Source organism: Bradyrhizobium sp. CCGB12 (assembly GCF_024199845.1).
GTDB lineage: Bacteria > Pseudomonadota > Alphaproteobacteria > Rhizobiales > Xanthobacteraceae > Bradyrhizobium.
Map to the genome: position 1 here is coordinate 5584314 of NZ_JANADO010000001.1, position 15974 is coordinate 5600287.

The following is a 15974-nucleotide window of genomic DNA, read 5'->3' on the forward strand; positions in this document are numbered from 1 at the left end:
CCTTAGACCCCCCTCGAGGCTACGCGCACCGCAGACTGGATCCGCTGGTAGCAGCCGCAGCGGCAAATATTCCCCGCCATTGCATCGCTGATCTGCTGATCGGAAGGGTTCTTGATCTCGGCTAGGAGTGCGGCGGCCTGCATGATTTGTCCTGCCTGGCAATAACCGCATTGCGGGACGCGCTCCTCGCGCCATGCCCTCTGAACGGGGTGATTGCCCTCTGCATCCAATCCTTCGATGGTGATGACTGGTTTCGTAACGTCACCTACGGCCGTAATGCACGACCGGATTGCATCGCCGCCTACGTGCACCGTGCAGGCGCCACACTGAGCAATGCCGCACCCGTATTTAGTGCCCGTGAGCCCGATCACATCGCGAAGCACCCACAACAGCGGCGTATCCGAGGGCACGTCGACCGTGTACGATCTCTTGTTTATCGTAAGCTCAATACTCATCTCCAGACCTCCTCCAGGTCGCGCGTTGATGGCTTGCGAGCCGAGCAATCGACAATTGCAGACAGCCATCAGTCCGGGCGGGCGCAGCACTTCCCCGGCTCCAAGACGCGCAGTCTCGCAGCTATCCGCAGCAGTCAATCGGGTTGAATAGAGAGCGAGGCTCGTCGCTCGAACATCGATCGGCCCCGCAAAGGGACGCCTGTGGTCTGCCCTCCCATTCTTGTATTTAGTCGTTTCAGCTCTTCCGAAGATCGGAAGCGCCAACTCTTGTGATACAGAAGCAGCTGCTTACAATCCCGTTCCGTGCTGATCAAAATCCATCAAAGGCAATTGATGAGGCCGGCGATCAAGATATTGCACGCGAGGCGAATCGGCATCCTCACCATCGAGCAGGTCTCAACGAGCGCGCCAGCGTAAGGAGCGACTTTGCCGAGAGGCGCAGGGCCGCGAAGACACTGGAATATGGCAATCGGCTATGGAGGCCTCACCGCGGCGGCCGCGCTCGACATATTTCGACGCTCGCTTCACCGAGCCGGCCTCATCGTTCTTGGCTCCAGATCATCCGGAAAGCGTCCGTCAAGCCGCATGTCGAGCGTGGAAGTCCTATGGACGGGAGCGCCGCCAAGTATGTGCCCTGGTATTTGGGAGTTTGGAAGGGAGTCGGACGAAACGCGCTTAAGCGGCAGCCAAGAGGAGGCATTCGATTGCGCGCTGTCTCCAACTCGTAATCGGTTGAGATTTGGACCGAGCCGAGGCCAACTCGTGTGAGCACCATCGCGAAGATGGCACGCATCCGGTGAAGGCCGCGGACATATCGGATTACGGTGGCCGGTCTGACGAGGATTATGCAGCGGCCTTGTACCGGCGCCGGCCTTCCGAATTCCAGCGCAGAAGCTAGTTGAGGCGCTTGGCGGGGGTCCTGCAAGCGGGCGAGGACGCCCGGCGCGCCAGGCTGAGGATCGACGTCATTGATCTGGGGGATGTGAAACGTGTAGACGTGCGGCAACCTTCTTCGCAATCCGCAAAACGTCCAGTTACCGCGACCGACGGCAATAGGCCGGTTCTCGCGCTCAGCTCATGAACAGCCGCACGTCGTCGAGAATGCCCTATCAGGTTAAGCGAGCTTTGCACGGTGCTCACGCGGTCGCTTATGTTGCATGTGCGGACGACTGCGTTCGCTGCGCACGCAAATCCGCTCCTGTGGTGTCAGCAATTGATCTCGCGCTCGATGGCAAGCAGCTCACCGATGCTGGCGCGCGCATGGGCCGCCTCTATCGCGATGGACGCATTTTGCGAGGCCACCTCTCCGGAGCGAAATCGAGATCGAAGAAGCTGTGCCGCGCAAGCGCCCCGGTCGCAAACGTTGGCGCAGCCCCGCTCCGTAGTCTCGTTAGGAACGGCTCTAGCTTTCCTGAAAGGATACCAAGGCCGATCCTCCCCTTGATCGAGGCGACCTATCGTGGCGAGAATGCCGACGCCGCTCTGCTCGGAGCCAAGAACTTCGACGCCGAGTAGGCAATCGCTAAGCGGCGATTAGAGTGGCATAGCGGGCGAGTGGGAGCGCCTCATGCCGTTGATTTGGGCGGCTGTTCTAGGTCGCTCGCTCGAAGATGACGTTGATATCAGTCATTGCAGCAAGCCGGTATGATCTGCATTCCATCAGATTAATAATCCGAGCGCTGTTGCCCTTTAGAAAATGCTCACTCGGCTCGCACTGGATGACGCTCGGCCTGATGCGCTCGTAGTCGATGGCCTTGACGAGATCGTGATCAAGCCCTTCGCAATCGATCGACAAGAAATCGATCTTGTTGGTATAGGGGGTCAATAGCTCATTGATACCGAGAGCGCTTACCTCGATATGTTCTCGGACACCTCCCAAGCCGTCGAAATCGCCGAAACTTTTGACATGCGCTTCATCCACTGAGGAAAGCTCATGCGCGTTTCCGATGAAGAGCGTGGCAGACGCTTGCGGAGCTGGCAAGACAATAGATGGCACGAGAACGTCTTTCGGACGCACAGCCCTGATCAGCGCACCCAGTTCGGGATTGGGTTCGACTAGAACGCCTCGCGCGCCTCTTTGGTACATAAGATACGTACTCGAGGTAGAAACGGGATGATTTGCGCCAATCTCAACATAGAACACGCTGTCCCAAGTTCTTTGGCTTTTGTAGAGTCTTGCAGCCAAGATTCCTTCAACAATGACGTCTTCTCCGGCTTGTGCGTAGCTGACCGGGGCGAAGTGCTCGATCCGAGAGTTCGGAATGTTCAGCCTATCGATCTCTCGGTTTATGGACCTGTTTTCAAACTCGGACAACATGGGCAGGCTTACCCTCCAATGTAATGTGGGATCTTGGTGCAAGGCCGCCAGGACTGGTCTGCCGGGACGGCTCTTACTGATCATCGCAGCAATCGGCGTGCCACCCGTAGATATGATGCCCGCTTGCTTAAATGCCTACGTGCTGGAATGTATCCTCGAATGGCCGCTACACTTTGTCGGGCTCGCGACATCCGCGCCATCAACCTAACGTCCATGATTGATAAACATGGAAGCTTAAGAGCACTAGGACGTACGAAATAGCGATGTCACATCGACGGACTCGCGGGTTGTGCTTCAAAGACGGACATGGAGTTTGAGCCATATACAAACGCTGCTACACCAGGGTTGCAGGATACGCGGTGCGATAGATGTTTTGGGCCCACCGTTTTCACGTCTCCATAGTGACCATCCCTACTCGCTCCGCGAGCTAGAGCCCAATTCGGTCGGCATCGAGAGGCCAGAAACGCTATGCTCAGGGTGGATTAGGTATTTCAGCTCGCCTTCCCGCAGCTACCGGGACAGTGGACTGTGCGGTGGCGGCCAAGTCCGCCACCTGCAGTCTCACATGCCCTTCGCTCGGCGCGCTCAATTGCGAAATTCGCCATTAAGATTGCTGGAACATCTGGCTTCGCGCTCGCTAAGAAGGTTATAGCGCCGATTATCCTGCCGCCGCTGAAGGACGCCGGCTTTGACCTGATCTGGTTCGGTATCGAGACGACGATCGTGATGGAGATCGGCCCCATCCATCCGCCGGTCCCGCTCAACATCTTCCGGGCCATAATGCCGTTCGAAGCTTAGAGCGAGGAGCAAGCCGTTTTAGTCAAATTTGTAGGAGCCCTGTAAGAACGTGCCCCATCGTTCCATGCGATAGTCGGCGGGAAAGGGGCCGTGGGTAACAGGAAAGTAGTCGCCTTCCTCGGCTTCGGTGGAGAGTTGCATTCGCTGGTTTGACGTCCACATGGCCCAGTAACGGCCACCGACGCCGACGCTGAAGTTCTTGGTGATGAAGTAGGATAAGACTGCCTCGACCTGTACACCACCGCCACCACTTGCGCGTTGATCGGCGAAGGTCGTGAAATGGCGCAGCAGATGGTTGTCGCGCCCCTGGAAATCCGTCCAAGGCAGGTAAGCAACATCGGCACTCATTCGCCAACGATCGAGCAACATGGTCTCAACGCTAAGGCCAATACGCAGCGCGTTCCAATCAGTGTCCTGGCTGCCCACTATCCTTTTATCACCTGGCGCCAGACATGCAGCGTAGGGCGAGGCGATCTGAACGCAGCCTATCGTATCAGACTTCTGGCCGTAGTAGCTCCAGCCCATGAACCCACCGACCTTGAAGGTGCTGCCGCGCAGGAAATCGTAGCCGGCATCGGCGGTGTAGTACGTGAACCTTCCGTTGGCCTGACCCGATCTTGTGTTGCGATAAGCGAGCGGGTCCACGCCCCAATCTTCATCGTTCATATTTCCGTTGTTGAAGCGCCCGAAGCCGATATTGCCCTTGAGGAAGATCCCCCAGGGGCTGTCCAGCCGTTCGAACAACTCACCAGAAATCCCGTCCAGCCTATGATAGGTGAGCCTTGATATAAGATCACTTCTTCCGACGTCCCATTGAAACCTTCCTCGGCTTAGCCACAGCCGTGTGCCGCCTTCCAGCGACCACCCGTCAGTAAAGCCACTGGGCGAGGCGCTGACCGTCCGTTTCGTTGCGTATAGCGGGCTATCCGACGATACTGGTGCTCGTGGGTCTGCGTCAAAATGGTAGTTCAGTCCAAGCTTTCCGATGTGATAGCTACTGGACAAGCTGGTCGTGTTGGCGGGGACGGTTGCCAGCGGCGGAACCTGCAGGGTCGGAGGGGTCGCGACACTTGGTCCGTTGAACCTCAAATAGTCGTACCCTAGCGTCAAGGACCATGCGTTCGTGAGGGCTTGCTCGACGCCCAGGCCGATTGTGCCACCGACACGATCATAGTCGAAAGGGGTGGCATTCTGTGGCGCCAAGCCAAATGGGCTAGTTGGGCCAGCGAATTCGTTGTTGTTGGCGACAACCCCGCTATTGTGCTGCCAGGCCAAGCCCCCCTTGAGATAAACAAGCGTTTGGCCATGCGGGCCGAACGCATACCCAAGGCGACCCGTCCCGGTGACAAACACGCTTGGACTGGCGTTGCAGTTTGCGCTGATGACAGAGCTCGAGGCGGCAAGACAGGTGTTTTTACCGTCGGAGACAGCGCGACTGGCATCCAGTTCGACGCCAAGAACCCAGCGCTCCCTCTGCCAGTTGTAGCCGATCTGACCTCCGGCCAAGAACACAGGGGTGTCGACAACGTCCCCATAGAGTGACCGGCCATAGGGATCGCTGAATGATGTTCCCCCGTAGCCCCCGCCGATGTGCCCGCCGATATACCCTCCGGTCCAGCTCCAGATGGCGGGTGGGACCTTCACTGCCGGCTTAAGATCGGCCGAATTGACGGCACCGCCTGCGAGCGCAGCTGTTGTGACGCTGTAAAAAAGAAGTTGGAATCGCATTTCGCCTCACGAACACAGATCGCGCGCCACCTTGCAAAGAAGACCGAAGGGCCGACGTTGTTGGCGCAGCTTCCACGGCGGATGTGGTTTGCAGGATCTAGGCCAGCGGACGCCATGCGCATTCCCTGCGGTTTTCGATCGCGGTGTTGTCTTCGCAACAAGATCGGTGAACTTTGAAGCAGGCTGCGCGTCTAGGATCGGACGCGAAGCTCATGCTGCACGGCGTCGACCGATTGAAATAAAGGAATGCTCTTATAAGGGCCCTTCTCTTGCTCGAGGTCCCTAGGCTTGGCACCGCCCCGGCAGCGCCTAGCTCGTACGGAACGGACGGTACCTTCTTCACAGCCTGCGATAGCAGACCCCGGAGATCTGAAAACGGGAAAAACCGGATCGCCCACCTTCGGGAGAAGAGGTCGTTGCGTGTCGCGCTGAAGAGACATCGCGACGAGAGACCCAGCGCGATCGGGCGTCCTACTTGCCGTCCCAAGCGGCCGCCCCTTCAGGCAGGCATCTGTCTGGTCAACGCGTGCCCAACGTCAGTTTCTTGTGCGCCTTTGAATGGCGACACCTACGCGCCACGCTTGCCGCATGGCTACCAATCAGCAAAAAGAGAAGCTTCTGCGGTTTTATCCCCCTGATGAGGCCTGCGGATCGATGCTTGATTTATGTCAGGTTGTTGGGACGACCCACCACGTCAGCGGAATCAAGGTAGACCGCCTCACCGATCTGTACACGACGAAGCTGCTGACGATACGCGCCGCTGCTGGTCTCGTATACCCTTTCGATCGTCCGATGCACGTCCCCTCCCTCGTCGATGAAGACCTCAGTGAGGGCGCGACCCGTCATCGTTGCTGGCCGTGGGATTCCCAGAAGACTGAGCACTGTCGGCGCAAAATCGCAAATGCTTGAAGGGACTTTTGAGACGAAGCCGCCTTTGACGAGCGGTCCTGCCAAAATGCCGACAGACGACATCTCCTTGGCATGCAACCCGCCATGCACTCCGAAGCCGACTGGCCCATCCGCACTCCAACTGCGACCGATAAGACCAAATGGATCGAGGCCGCCATCCGAAAGAAAAGAAAAGAGGATGTCCGCCGATCGCACATTTTCGGCGAACACCAAACGGCGCGCGAAACTGCCTGGTGCAATGCCATCGACTGCGCCGCCCGCAGTGAACACTGGACCGCACCAGGCCCTTTCGATCATTGCCCCGACGGCACGGCGGATAACGGACTGCGATGGCTTGGCGAGGTAAATTGCTCCGACCTGCCCAGGTATGACGATGGCATCGATCCCGGCCGCCGGTGCCGGGCCGCAACGCAGCCCCGCACCCTCAAGCGTCTCGAAGAGATCGGCCCGCTCGTGCACCGTCACGTGCCCATGATCGGAGGCTGCGATCAGGTGCACGCCTTGGCACACGCCTTCAGCTTCCCACCAATCGAGCACGCGGCCGAACTGCCGATCGACAAAGCTGATCGCTTCCAGAGTTTTTAGCGCGCCGGTTCCACAATCGTGGGAGGAACTATCTGGCTCGCCGAACGAGAGGATTGCGACGTCGGGCCGAATTTGAGGCCAGACGACGTCCAGGAACGCTGAAGTCAGAAAGGCTTGAGAGGCGAGATCCGGGGTGCCAGGAGGCGGCGGCGCAGGCGTTGGCCCCAGCAGGCACTCCACCTGTCTGAGCATCTCGGCCGAGGTCGCAATGCAAGGAAAATGGCCGGAGAGGGTCACCTGGCCAAACTTTCGCGCCTTATGGTTCAGCAGGCGGGTTGCCCCCGCCGAGTTGGAGGCCAGGACTGACAAGGTCATGCCGTTCGCCGCGAGAATCTCGCCAAGTGATGGCACACCGAGTAGATGGCCGCCGCTCGCGGCATCGAGATCCTCGATCAGACGCGCGTCACTGGTGTCGACCAAGCGCGCTGCCGGAAGGTGCCGGTCGAGATACTCATTTCCAACAATGCCGTGGCGATCCGGCGTTGCTCCCGTGATGAGGCTCGTGAGTGCTATTCGTGTTTCGCTGGGATAGACGGTGCGCTGCCGGGTCAACACCGCACCACGGCGCTGAAGCCTGACCAGATTCGGCGTCAGTGATGGTTTGACGAGATCGGGCCGAAGCCCATCAAATAGCACGATGAGAGCCCGATACCGGTCCGGTCGGTTGAACATAACGTAAGCTTTCGTCTAACTGGGAAGTAGTGGATCAGGATTGGCCGGGGCGTGGCTGACCTGACGCAGCCCAACGCCTTGTCTTTGCGGACGGACGCTGATCGCTTGCGCGAGGGTGATGCCGAGAAGGAGCCCCCAGTCACCAAAGCCTGGCCCGCACACCGACTGATGCCGTGTCGGGATCACTGGCGAGCGAGCGCCAGCAGCTCTCCCCGGTCGCAGACGAGGCCCGGCGAGATTGGACCGCGACTGCAGCGCTAGCGGCTTCTGAGCGACGTCAGGTGAGACATCCAGCGATCCACGGGCAGCCTTGCCTCGCGAACAAAAATAACAAATGCTTGGTCCGATTGAACCTGCCCTGCGCAGTAGCCGATCCTGATCTGATCGACGTTGCGGTTGAGCCTGGAGCCGTGGCTGCTGTTCATGTGGCGGCTTGATTCCGATATATCGCTGGCCCGTGGCCAGAGTAGCGCGGCTGGGGCGCTCGCAGACACCGGTCCGCGGGTGAAAACTCGATATGGCCTGATTGAGAGTCGTCGCGTCAGCGCGTTTCGCATGTGGCTGAGCCGCGCGACCTGTCACAGCGTCGCTTTCGAAGGGAAAGGACCCGTTGAGCCATTCTGCCGCGGATGACAAGTTGGAAAGCTCGAAAATTGCGAAAGACGCCTTGAGGAGTCCTACCTGCTTACGAACGAGCTAACCACTTCGGTTATCCGATTTTTACAATGGAATGATCGAATAATACGATGCTAAGCGTCTCTCTACGCTTGTAGAGCATCGTCCAATTTTCAGTCAAACTTGAGTTTCGACTCGCCCGCAGCGGCCCGGATAAGTATCCCGCCTGTCGTGGCCGTTTAGGATCAGTGATGATGGGCGCATCAGTGAGTGCGGCTTGTCAGGATGCGGAACCTGAGGACGAGAAGTGCCGCATAGATTGTCGTTCCGGCCGACAAGCCAATCCATATACCAGTGGCGCCAAGACAGACCTTCAGTCCGAGCCAATAGCTGAGGGAAAAGCCGATCAGCCACCAACCAATGACCGCAAACAGAAGCGGCGTCCGCGAGTCCCTCAGTCCGCGCAGGCTGCCTGCCGCAATGCACTGGACAGCGTCAGTGATAAAGAGCGTTGCGCCGACCACGAGGAGCTCCGCAGCAAGACTAATCGTTGCCTCCGAACCGGCCGATCTGCCCAGAAAGAGCTCGACGATCTCAAAACGCGCGGCGATTAGCGCGAGCGTTAGCGATGCCGCTATGACAATACCGATCAGCATCGCCGCCAGATGTGCCTGCTTGGCGCCTGCACAGTCGTTGCGGCCGGCCGCATAGCCGACGCGCACGGCTGCGGCCGTGCCAACGCCCAAATATATCATGAACAGGATCGCCGCGATCTGTACAGCGATCTGATGAGCGGCCAGTGCACTGGTGCTGATCAAGCCCGCCAGGAGCGACGTGGCCCAAAATAGTCCCGACTCGATCAATGAAGCCATTGATATTGGCGTGCCGATTGCGATGAGCTGTCGCATTGCGCGGCAATCGAAACGCGAGAGATGCGCAAGCACATGATAGTTACGGAAAGGACGACGCAGTGCAGCGAACCACAAGCCGGCCAAACACATGCTGCAGTTCACCAGCGTGGTCGCAAGACCTGCCCCGAAAAGCTCCAGCCGAGGCAGCCCGAACGGCCCGTAAGCCAGCATATAGACCAGCAAGGCATTCAGGGGAGTTGCTGATAGCGTAATCCACAAGATGGGCTGTGGCCGATTGACCCCGCCCATGAAACCGCGGATGGCCAAGAACGAAAGTGCCGGCGCCGCGCCGAAGCCTAATCCGAGGAGGTATTGCTGGGCGAGCCGCGCCACATCGGGGGCTTGGCCCAACGCAAGCAGTATTTGCTCTGCTCGCAGCGTCACAAAGATGATTGGGAAAGATAGGATCAGGGCCGCCCAGAACCCCATGCGCAACGCACCCCGCACGGCAGCTAGATTATTCGCCCCAAACGCGCGCGCTGTAATAGGCGCGATGGCACTGAGTAGCCCCACGCCGAAAGTGAGACTAATGAAATAGAACCGGCCTGCCAGCGCGGCCGCGGCGAGCGCCTCAGCGCTGATGCGCCCGATCAAGACAAGATCAGTTGTGATCATCACGATCTGCCCAACCTGCGCCAGCACCATTGGCAACGCGAGTTTCGCGATTTCGGCGAGCTCGACAGCGAAACAATGCTTAGCCGCCCTTCTCGTCACTTCTGGGCGCGAATTCGATGCCAGCTTGCTGCTGTCTTGTTCATGTCATCATGCTGCCGCTGGCCTCGGCGAGCGAAGAACTGCTTCTTCACGACAGCATCCCCGTCCTGACGTGAACTCGTGGTCGGTCCGCGATACTGGCTCAACTGCAGCCTCGTTCGGCCTCAAGTGCATAAGTTCCAAAATGGACCACGGCTTGAAAGCTGGGCTTCAACGAGTGTGGCCGCGATTGTCGCATGCAATAAGTGGAGGAGAGCTCGCGGATGCCGTCGCAAAATTGCCGATCATCATTCACGCAATGATGGCGACGCATCATCGCTGAGCGAGGCTGATCAAAGAGTCGAGTTCATGCGTGAGACTGCGTTGACGCTGCAGGTTTGACGACCCAAACTCGGACCTGATCCACGCCACGAACTGAAGGCTCATCATCCCGTAAGCAAACCCTGCATTGCTGCGCAATCGATGAGGCCCACCCTTCAAGGCGCGTGCCAACTGCGACAGCTGGATGCTTGCTTTCATCCGAAACGGACCTGTCGGGGGATCGACAGCCTGTCGCAAAAAGGACGATCGGTATCGCACGCTCAGCCCAAGTGGACGCCAATGCGACCGCACGATGAGTGCCGATTTTATGGTTTATGAAGTCCGGGCGGGAAGATCATCACGAACGCTGAAAGCTCGCCTGCTCGACTTGATTTACCGATGTGCAATCACATTGATGAGCCACGCGGACTCGATTCCGGACTTGGCACCTTGAAAGATGAGGGAGCTCTCGGCATTGGGCACGCACGTCAGAAGGCATAGAATGGACGGTGACTTCCCCTTCCCTGGGTTTTGCGCACGGCTAGCCGCGTTCGTCTGCGCCCAAGCGAAGGCGAGCAATAGACAGGTCTTGTCTGGAGCAAACCGGACCAGCGGTTTCCCGTCGCCAATCGCATCTTACTGGCTGGAATCTGTTGAACTGCACGAGATACCGGTGCTCCTGACCTCGTCAACGCCTCCAATGCGCGCCGTTGATATTAGTTTGGTGGTGGCGCTGTCCGGCTCGATGCGAAGCAGCTCCATGAAACCAAGTAGCGCTTGCTGCGATGGCCGCATGCTTCATAGCGCCCCGACGATCTCGCGCCCTCCGGGGGATGGCACCCGCCAGCTTGCGGGTCAGCGAGTGCGAGAACGTAATAAGAACAAACAATCGACCCCTCGGATCGACCGTCTCGTGAGGCGACGCGCAGCTCGGCTCGGACAGGCAGCACGATTTCGAGCTGCAAGGGCACATGAAAGCTCGAAAGCTGCATATGAAATGCGGTACTCTGGTCTGTTGATTAGCCGCTCCGGCAAGGTTTCCGCTTTAAAACCGATGATGTGCGCTACGGCATTGTCGTGCTTTCATTGAATCGTTACGCGCCCACATGAGCTTTCAGCTATCCATACTGAAGATACTTGCCGGGCAACCTGGCGGCCGAGCCAGGCTTGAACTCATCAAACAGCACTTGGCGATCTTTTACACCAGCGGGCCCGAGTGGCCGGCTCGCATGAAGCGCATCGCGAGCCGCGAGCCGAACCTCGATATCTTCGGACAAAAGCTGATCGAGCGGCAGGAAGGATATTGGATCATCACTGCGCAGGGACGGAAGATTCTGGAGATGCTTGAGGTCCTTGATGCCTCTGAGAAGCTCGATCAATCTGTTGCCCAGGGCCAGCCCGAGGCACAGGTCGAACCGCCAGCCGGCGATGAGCGACCACCTTTGCCGGCTGCGCCGCCACGATCGATCGCCCGCAGGATTCGTCCTCCGCGTAAAGGATTATGGAGGCGTGAGGGACGCTCAGTGTGAGACGTACCTATCGCGGCAAGTCCTTACACGCAACTCTTCGATAATTTCTTTGAAAGTTCCGTTTGGAAATAATGCAGTGGCAATGGGGTTGTGAAGTGGTTGAACGCAACAAAGGAATACGTTTCATCCGGACGGAAGACGGGGGAGCTGACGCCTTCGTACACATCAGCGCGGTTGAGAAGGCCGGCTACACTAATCTCGCGGAAGGCGCCGCGCGGCCTAGTTCGGTCCTCTGCCACAAGATGCACTTACGTCTGAAATGCCGTGCATTCAGCACATTTTGATTGAGCATGGGGCAACGATCTGCATTTGGCGGAATAACTATCTCTGGCGGCAGCAGCGGTGGGGACGCGCCAGATCGGTGCGGGATCCTCGGGGGCTTTTGGCAGGACCGCCAAAACAACAGGGATGCAAATTGGCTGCAATCCGGAAGGCGGCGTGACGACGCTGATCACGCGACAGTCCAATTGTTCAGCCTGTGATTACGATGGCAATAGTGTCCGGTCACAGGACTGAACGAGCGAAGCCGCTGGAGCCGTAATCAGCGATTTCGTGCCCGTTGACGTTGCCGATCTGCTCCATCAGTCCGTCGGTGTCGCCGACGCCGTGTCGCTTCAGTCGCTTTCGTCTTAGCACTGCTCCTGAAGGTCGTGCGCCCCAAAACAACCGGCGTACCTTCCGCGCCCAGTTCTTTCTGACGTCTATCCTAGCGACGGCTCGTGATCTTCTTGCTCCTTCCCGCCATCGGGCTGACTGCCCTCGTGGTCTTCGTCAAAGATCGCACCTGAACCGTTTGTAGAGACTTCCCTGATTACCGCTGCCATCAACCGTGATGCTTAACGTCTATCCCGCCACCGGCACGCGCGGGTGATTTCCAGAGCCGAGACGCGGCGTCCGCCGCCTCCTGCTCGCCGTCACCAACCGACAAGGGATTCAGCGTCGCGAAAGCGACGGCAGATCAGCCGTAAAATCCGATGAGGAACCGGATAGCGAGGAACGCGCCGCTGACCACGATCGCCGTTGCCGCGATCGCGAAAAGAACTCGCCAGCTCTCATGCATGCCGCTCAAAGCCCCGCATAGCTCCTCGTACAGCTGTGCTTCCTCGATACAGCCGGCCGTGCAATCGAGCAAGGGCGGAGCAGATCCTCGTCCGTGCGGCCGTGCGTTGATCGAACGGAAGGCGCCGCTTGCGGTAAGTTTCGAGGAAGCCTCTACGCGCCCCGGTAAAGGAAGCGATCAACATCAACGTTCAACCGGCCTTTAGGCTGCCAACGCCTTCTTCGCTGCCTGAGCAAGGAAGCCAGAACGCGCGAAGCCTTGCTGCTCCGCGCGCCGGTCAATTTCGTTCAAAACGTCGGCGGGGAGGGTGATGTTCACGCGAACGCTATTTACCTCTTCGGCTGGGGCCGGGATCAAGACGGCAACGCCATCCCTGTTCTCTGCATTGGCCAAGATCTGTTCGAGAGACGAGGGCTCTGGAACGGCTTCACCGTGCTCAGCCACCCCCGAAGATGAAGGGCCAACGCTTCCCCCGCCATCGCGCGAGCTCCGTCCAAAGTACTTCCTGCGCTGATCACGCCCGGAAGATCAGGAAACGAGACGCCGTAGTCGCTATCTGCATCCTTGTGAATTAGGGCGATGTCGTATCACATGATGCTCTCCAGTGAGCCCCAGTGGCTCTCCCGGGCGGTATCCAGCGCCCGCTTATCTCAGCTTCAGTGCGGACTGCTTTTCGATGCTCCGGACCGTTCCAATCGGAATGTCTTTCTTAGGGTGAGGGACTGTCACGCGACCGGTTTGGTCGAATGCTTGAACTGAATGTGGCTGCCTTCAGGACTGCCTTGGCGTATAAATGCACACTTCATATGTCAACGCTCTAATACACACGCGCGGAAACGAACCCGGAGTCCGCCGGCATGGTCTCGAAGGGGAAATTTGTCGCCTACTATCGGGGCTCGACCGACCACCAAGGGCGAGGCAGCCCTAGGGCCTCAAGCGCAACGCAACTGGCGGGGTGGCTATCTGCGCAAAAGACGGAGGCGCCGCACTGACCAAAAGTTTGGCCATAGATGAGGAAGGCCCCCGGCGGGCATGCCGGAGGCCTCCTTGGAGGCTAGCTTCAATGCACAGAGCCTTTTTCGTATCTCCTTTTGCTGGGTTTGGCTGAGACTCACCAGTTGCGCTGAGCGCGTAGCAGCAGCGTCAGCGTGTTCTGGTCTTTTAACGCGTAGGTCGCAGCGGGTTTGGCGACGGCCGACTGCAGCGGCAATGTAGCCGTGCTTCCGCTCGCGTATTTTTGGTCGAGCATGGTGTAGGCGAGGTCGGCCGTAAAAGTCAGATTCCTGACCGGAGTCCAGCGGCTGACGACGCCAACAGCCGCGAAGTTGAAGTCGGGATTACAGCCGGCCATGCCGGTCGAAAGCGCAAGTCCTGCAACGAAAGCATTGCAGATGTAGCCCTTGGCAGTACTTCCATACCGAACGGCAGCCCAACCGCCGTAAATGGCGGTATTCCACATTGGATTCCAGTTATGGGTGTAGCCACCACGGAAGCCGTAGGTCGTGGTCAACTCCTGACGAGCGCCGGAAACGAACACGGAGTCGGACAGACCAGCCAGGCCGACGCTCTGGTAGCCGCTCGTCAAGCCCGTACCTCCGTACATCGCGTACGTTGTCGGCATCAGATCGTTGAAGTTGTAACGGCTCGCACCATTCGTATACGCGGCGGACAAGTTGATCGTGTCACCTATCCCTGTCGGGATATTTTTGAGTGATAAGGCCACCTGAGCAGCCCAGCCCCACTTGTCGCTTGGATGGCCGCTTGTTTCGTCAACGCCGTAATAGGCCGCATGGTTATCATGCGCAGCAAGTGACGCCTGAAAGAGGCCCCAGGCCTGATCGATGCGGGCCATCGCGATAAGGTCGGGGGAGCGCGAAGCGCCGATGTCGTTGGCACCGTAGGCTCCGGTCGCAAGGCCGGCGGCCGTGGCACCGCTCACGTTCCAGATGTTGGTTGTACCATAGACGACCTGGTCCTGCGCTGATAGCGACGCTGTGATGCCTTGGCCAAAGTCGGCGGTATAGGTCAACTGGTTCACGCCCGTGACCCAGCCGCCACCACCGGGTAGATCGTCATATTCGTTCGCGGGATAGTTGGTCCAAGGCGCGGAGAACTGCGAGACCGCCTTTCCTACGGTGAAACCGGCGAACTGGATGAACGCGGAGTAGACGCCGAGCGATCCCTGTGCGATCGCTCCACTGCCCTGTCCTCCGGACACAGCTGCGTTATAGGTGGTTGCGCCTCCTCCGTCGCCTGCACCGGCACCGACGTAGCCGCCCGATGTCCAGCTGAACACGCCTTGGAAGTAGGTGCGAACCGCGCCGTACTCGGTCGCACTACGCGTGTCGATATTTAAGCTCTCCCGCGATCGCCAGGTGTAGTAATTACTCAGACGGTTTCGAGCTCCGGCCACACCATTCGCTGCTGGGTCAAAGTCGCTATTGCTATTCAAGACCAAGTCAGCGCGCAAGTAGCCGCCGAGCTTGATGCATGTGTCAGTGCCGGGAATATAGTAGAAGCCGGCGCCATATAGCGCGCAAACCTTCACGTACTCGATCGCCTTGGACTTAACGGGAAGATCTGCTGCTTGTGCAGCGCCCAACGCAAATAGGCCTGCCGCCGACGTCAGTCCAATCCGCTCGATCATTCGATATGGAGATCTCAAATTTGAGAATGTCATTGCCCGATCCTCTAGGTCAGAACTTGTGCGGGCGAGGCTGTATCGGCGGCACGCAAACCTTTGGTGACGGACATCAAATCATGCGATGGCGCGTTCTGATTTGATGATGCATTCCAAACAAAACAGATCGGCTTGAACAACAGGCGCACTATCGACCCCTTGGTCGATATCCACACTCACCCAATAAACTCCATTGATGGCTTGACGGAGCTTCATGACTTCTCCTGGTGCGCTTTTTTGGTGCGAGCGGAGAGTACATGGCCACCTTCATCCAAACTCTCAGCCGCCTTTGTCCTGTTAAGCTGCGCCTGTGTGCCGAGAAGGCTCATTCGAAGCTAAAAGCCGCGTTGGCTGATGCTTAACGTGGGCACGATGAGAAAGGCATGGAGCTCTGTTATTGCCGGTCGCGCTGAATGCCAAACGAACGAGCTCGAAGCTGAATCGATCGTGATCAAGAGAGCAGAGTGAGCGGCAAAGGCGGCGGTCACCGGAAATCGGCTCACCAAAAACATGCGGAAAGTCAAATGCGGCTTCTTCCGCCTGCCGACTTCCGGCCAGTCATGCCCTTGAGACAGGCATGTGCTCGATCAGACCGCCAAACGCGACCTGTTGGCGTCGGGTGGCCAGGCCTCAAGTCGGGCGTAAGCTCAATGCAAACTGCACGCACGACATCAGACACAGACTGCCTTCCACGAGCACCG

General features: G+C 58.4%; 10 protein-coding genes and 4 pseudogenes. 3 read left to right on the top strand and 11 right to left on the bottom strand.

Features of this window, described 5'->3' with window-relative positions:
• Positions 1–2 precede the first annotated feature (2 nt).
• Together NLM27_RS25695 and NLM27_RS25700 are read right to left on the bottom strand one after the other, a co-directional pair.
• Positions 3–455: a (2Fe-2S)-binding protein gene (locus tag NLM27_RS25695; RefSeq protein ID WP_254145981.1), complete on the bottom strand. Its 453-nt coding sequence runs from the start codon at positions 453–455 to the stop codon at positions 3–5.
• A 1591-nt stretch (positions 456–2046) separates the two neighbouring features.
• Positions 2047–2772, bottom strand: a complete 726-nt coding sequence (locus tag NLM27_RS25700; RefSeq protein ID WP_254145982.1) for an FkbM family methyltransferase — start codon at positions 2770–2772, stop codon at positions 2047–2049.
• A 651-nt stretch (positions 2773–3423) separates the two neighbouring features.
• Here NLM27_RS25700 and NLM27_RS25705 point away from each other — a divergent pair.
• Positions 3424–3543 (top strand): annotated as a pseudogene (locus NLM27_RS25705) (TRAP transporter large permease subunit); the annotation flags it as partial.
• A gap of 45 nt (positions 3544–3588) precedes the next feature.
• On the opposite strand, the gene NLM27_RS25710 reads toward NLM27_RS25705, so the two are convergent.
• The 3 genes from NLM27_RS25710 to NLM27_RS25720 form a co-directional block, all read right to left on the bottom strand.
• The gene (locus NLM27_RS25710) at positions 3589–5298 is read right to left on the bottom strand and encodes an outer membrane beta-barrel protein (protein WP_254145983.1); all 1710 of its coding nucleotides are present in this window, start codon (positions 5296–5298) and stop codon (positions 3589–3591) included.
• Positions 5299–5961: 663 nt separating this feature from the next.
• The gene (locus NLM27_RS25715) at positions 5962–7464 is read right to left on the bottom strand and encodes an alkaline phosphatase family protein (protein WP_254145984.1); all 1503 of its coding nucleotides are present in this window, start codon (positions 7462–7464) and stop codon (positions 5962–5964) included.
• 878 nt (positions 7465–8342) lie between these two features.
• Complete coding sequence (locus tag NLM27_RS25720; protein WP_254145985.1) at positions 8343–9635, bottom strand: MATE family efflux transporter; 1293 nt, start codon at positions 9633–9635, stop codon at positions 8343–8345.
• A 1475-nt stretch (positions 9636–11110) separates the two neighbouring features.
• Between NLM27_RS25720 and NLM27_RS25725 the strand changes: the two genes are divergently transcribed.
• On the top strand, positions 11111–11533 hold the full coding sequence (locus NLM27_RS25725; protein ID WP_254145986.1) for a hypothetical protein: 423 nt from the start codon (positions 11111–11113) through the stop codon (positions 11531–11533).
• A gap of 90 nt (positions 11534–11623) precedes the next feature.
• Positions 11624–11745, top strand: a pseudogene (locus NLM27_RS25730) (cold-shock protein); the annotation flags it as partial.
• Positions 11746–12491: 746 nt separating this feature from the next.
• On the opposite strand, the gene NLM27_RS25735 reads toward NLM27_RS25730, so the two are convergent.
• The 6 genes and pseudogenes from NLM27_RS25735 to NLM27_RS25755 all read right to left on the bottom strand — a co-directional run bounded on the left by NLM27_RS25735 (position 12492) and on the right by NLM27_RS25755 (position 15489).
• Positions 12492–12665, bottom strand: coding sequence for a hypothetical protein (locus NLM27_RS25735; protein WP_254145987.1), 174 nt, complete (start codon positions 12663–12665; stop codon positions 12492–12494).
• Between the two features lie 129 nt (positions 12666–12794).
• Positions 12795–12884 carry a hypothetical protein gene (locus NLM27_RS44050; RefSeq protein ID WP_375142324.1) on the bottom strand — a complete coding sequence of 30 codons (90 nt, stop codon included), beginning with the start codon at positions 12882–12884 and terminating at the stop codon, positions 12795–12797.
• A pseudogene (locus NLM27_RS44055) lies at positions 12876–13111 on the bottom strand (type II toxin-antitoxin system HicB family antitoxin); the annotation flags it as partial. The pseudogene NLM27_RS44055 and the gene NLM27_RS44050, both read right to left, overlap by 9 nt.
• 127 nt (positions 13112–13238) lie before the next feature.
• Positions 13239–13399, bottom strand: a pseudogene (locus NLM27_RS25745) (type II toxin-antitoxin system HicA family toxin).
• Between the two features lie 305 nt (positions 13400–13704).
• The gene (locus tag NLM27_RS25750; protein ID WP_254145988.1) at positions 13705–15240 is read right to left on the bottom strand and encodes a porin; all 1536 of its coding nucleotides are present in this window, start codon (positions 15238–15240) and stop codon (positions 13705–13707) included.
• 111 nt (positions 15241–15351) lie between these two features.
• Complete coding sequence (locus tag NLM27_RS25755; protein ID WP_254145989.1) at positions 15352–15489, bottom strand: hypothetical protein; 138 nt, start codon at positions 15487–15489, stop codon at positions 15352–15354.
• Positions 15490–15974 lie beyond the last annotated feature (485 nt).

Excerpts from the sequence above, each read along its gene's own strand:
- NLM27_RS25695 (WP_254145981.1), bottom strand. The coding sequence starts at position 455 with ATGAGTATTGAGCTTACGATAAACAAGAGATCGTACACGGTCGACGTG.
- NLM27_RS25700 (WP_254145982.1), bottom strand. The coding sequence starts at position 2,772 with ATGTTGTCCGAGTTTGAAAACAGGTCCATAAACCGAGAGATCGATAGG.
- NLM27_RS25710 (WP_254145983.1), bottom strand. The coding sequence starts at position 5,298 with ATGCGATTCCAACTTCTTTTTTACAGCGTCACAACAGCTGCGCTCGCA.
- NLM27_RS25715 (WP_254145984.1), bottom strand. The coding sequence starts at position 7,464 with ATGTTCAACCGACCGGACCGGTATCGGGCTCTCATCGTGCTATTTGAT.
- NLM27_RS25755 (WP_254145989.1), bottom strand. The coding sequence starts at position 15,489 with ATGAAGCTCCGTCAAGCCATCAATGGAGTTTATTGGGTGAGTGTGGAT.
- NLM27_RS25720 (WP_254145985.1), bottom strand. The coding sequence starts at position 9,635 with ATGGTGCTGGCGCAGGTTGGGCAGATCGTGATGATCACAACTGATCTT.
- NLM27_RS25750 (WP_254145988.1), bottom strand. The coding sequence starts at position 15,240 with ATGATCGAGCGGATTGGACTGACGTCGGCGGCAGGCCTATTTGCGTTG.
- NLM27_RS25725 (WP_254145986.1), top strand. The coding sequence starts at position 11,111 with ATGAGCTTTCAGCTATCCATACTGAAGATACTTGCCGGGCAACCTGGC.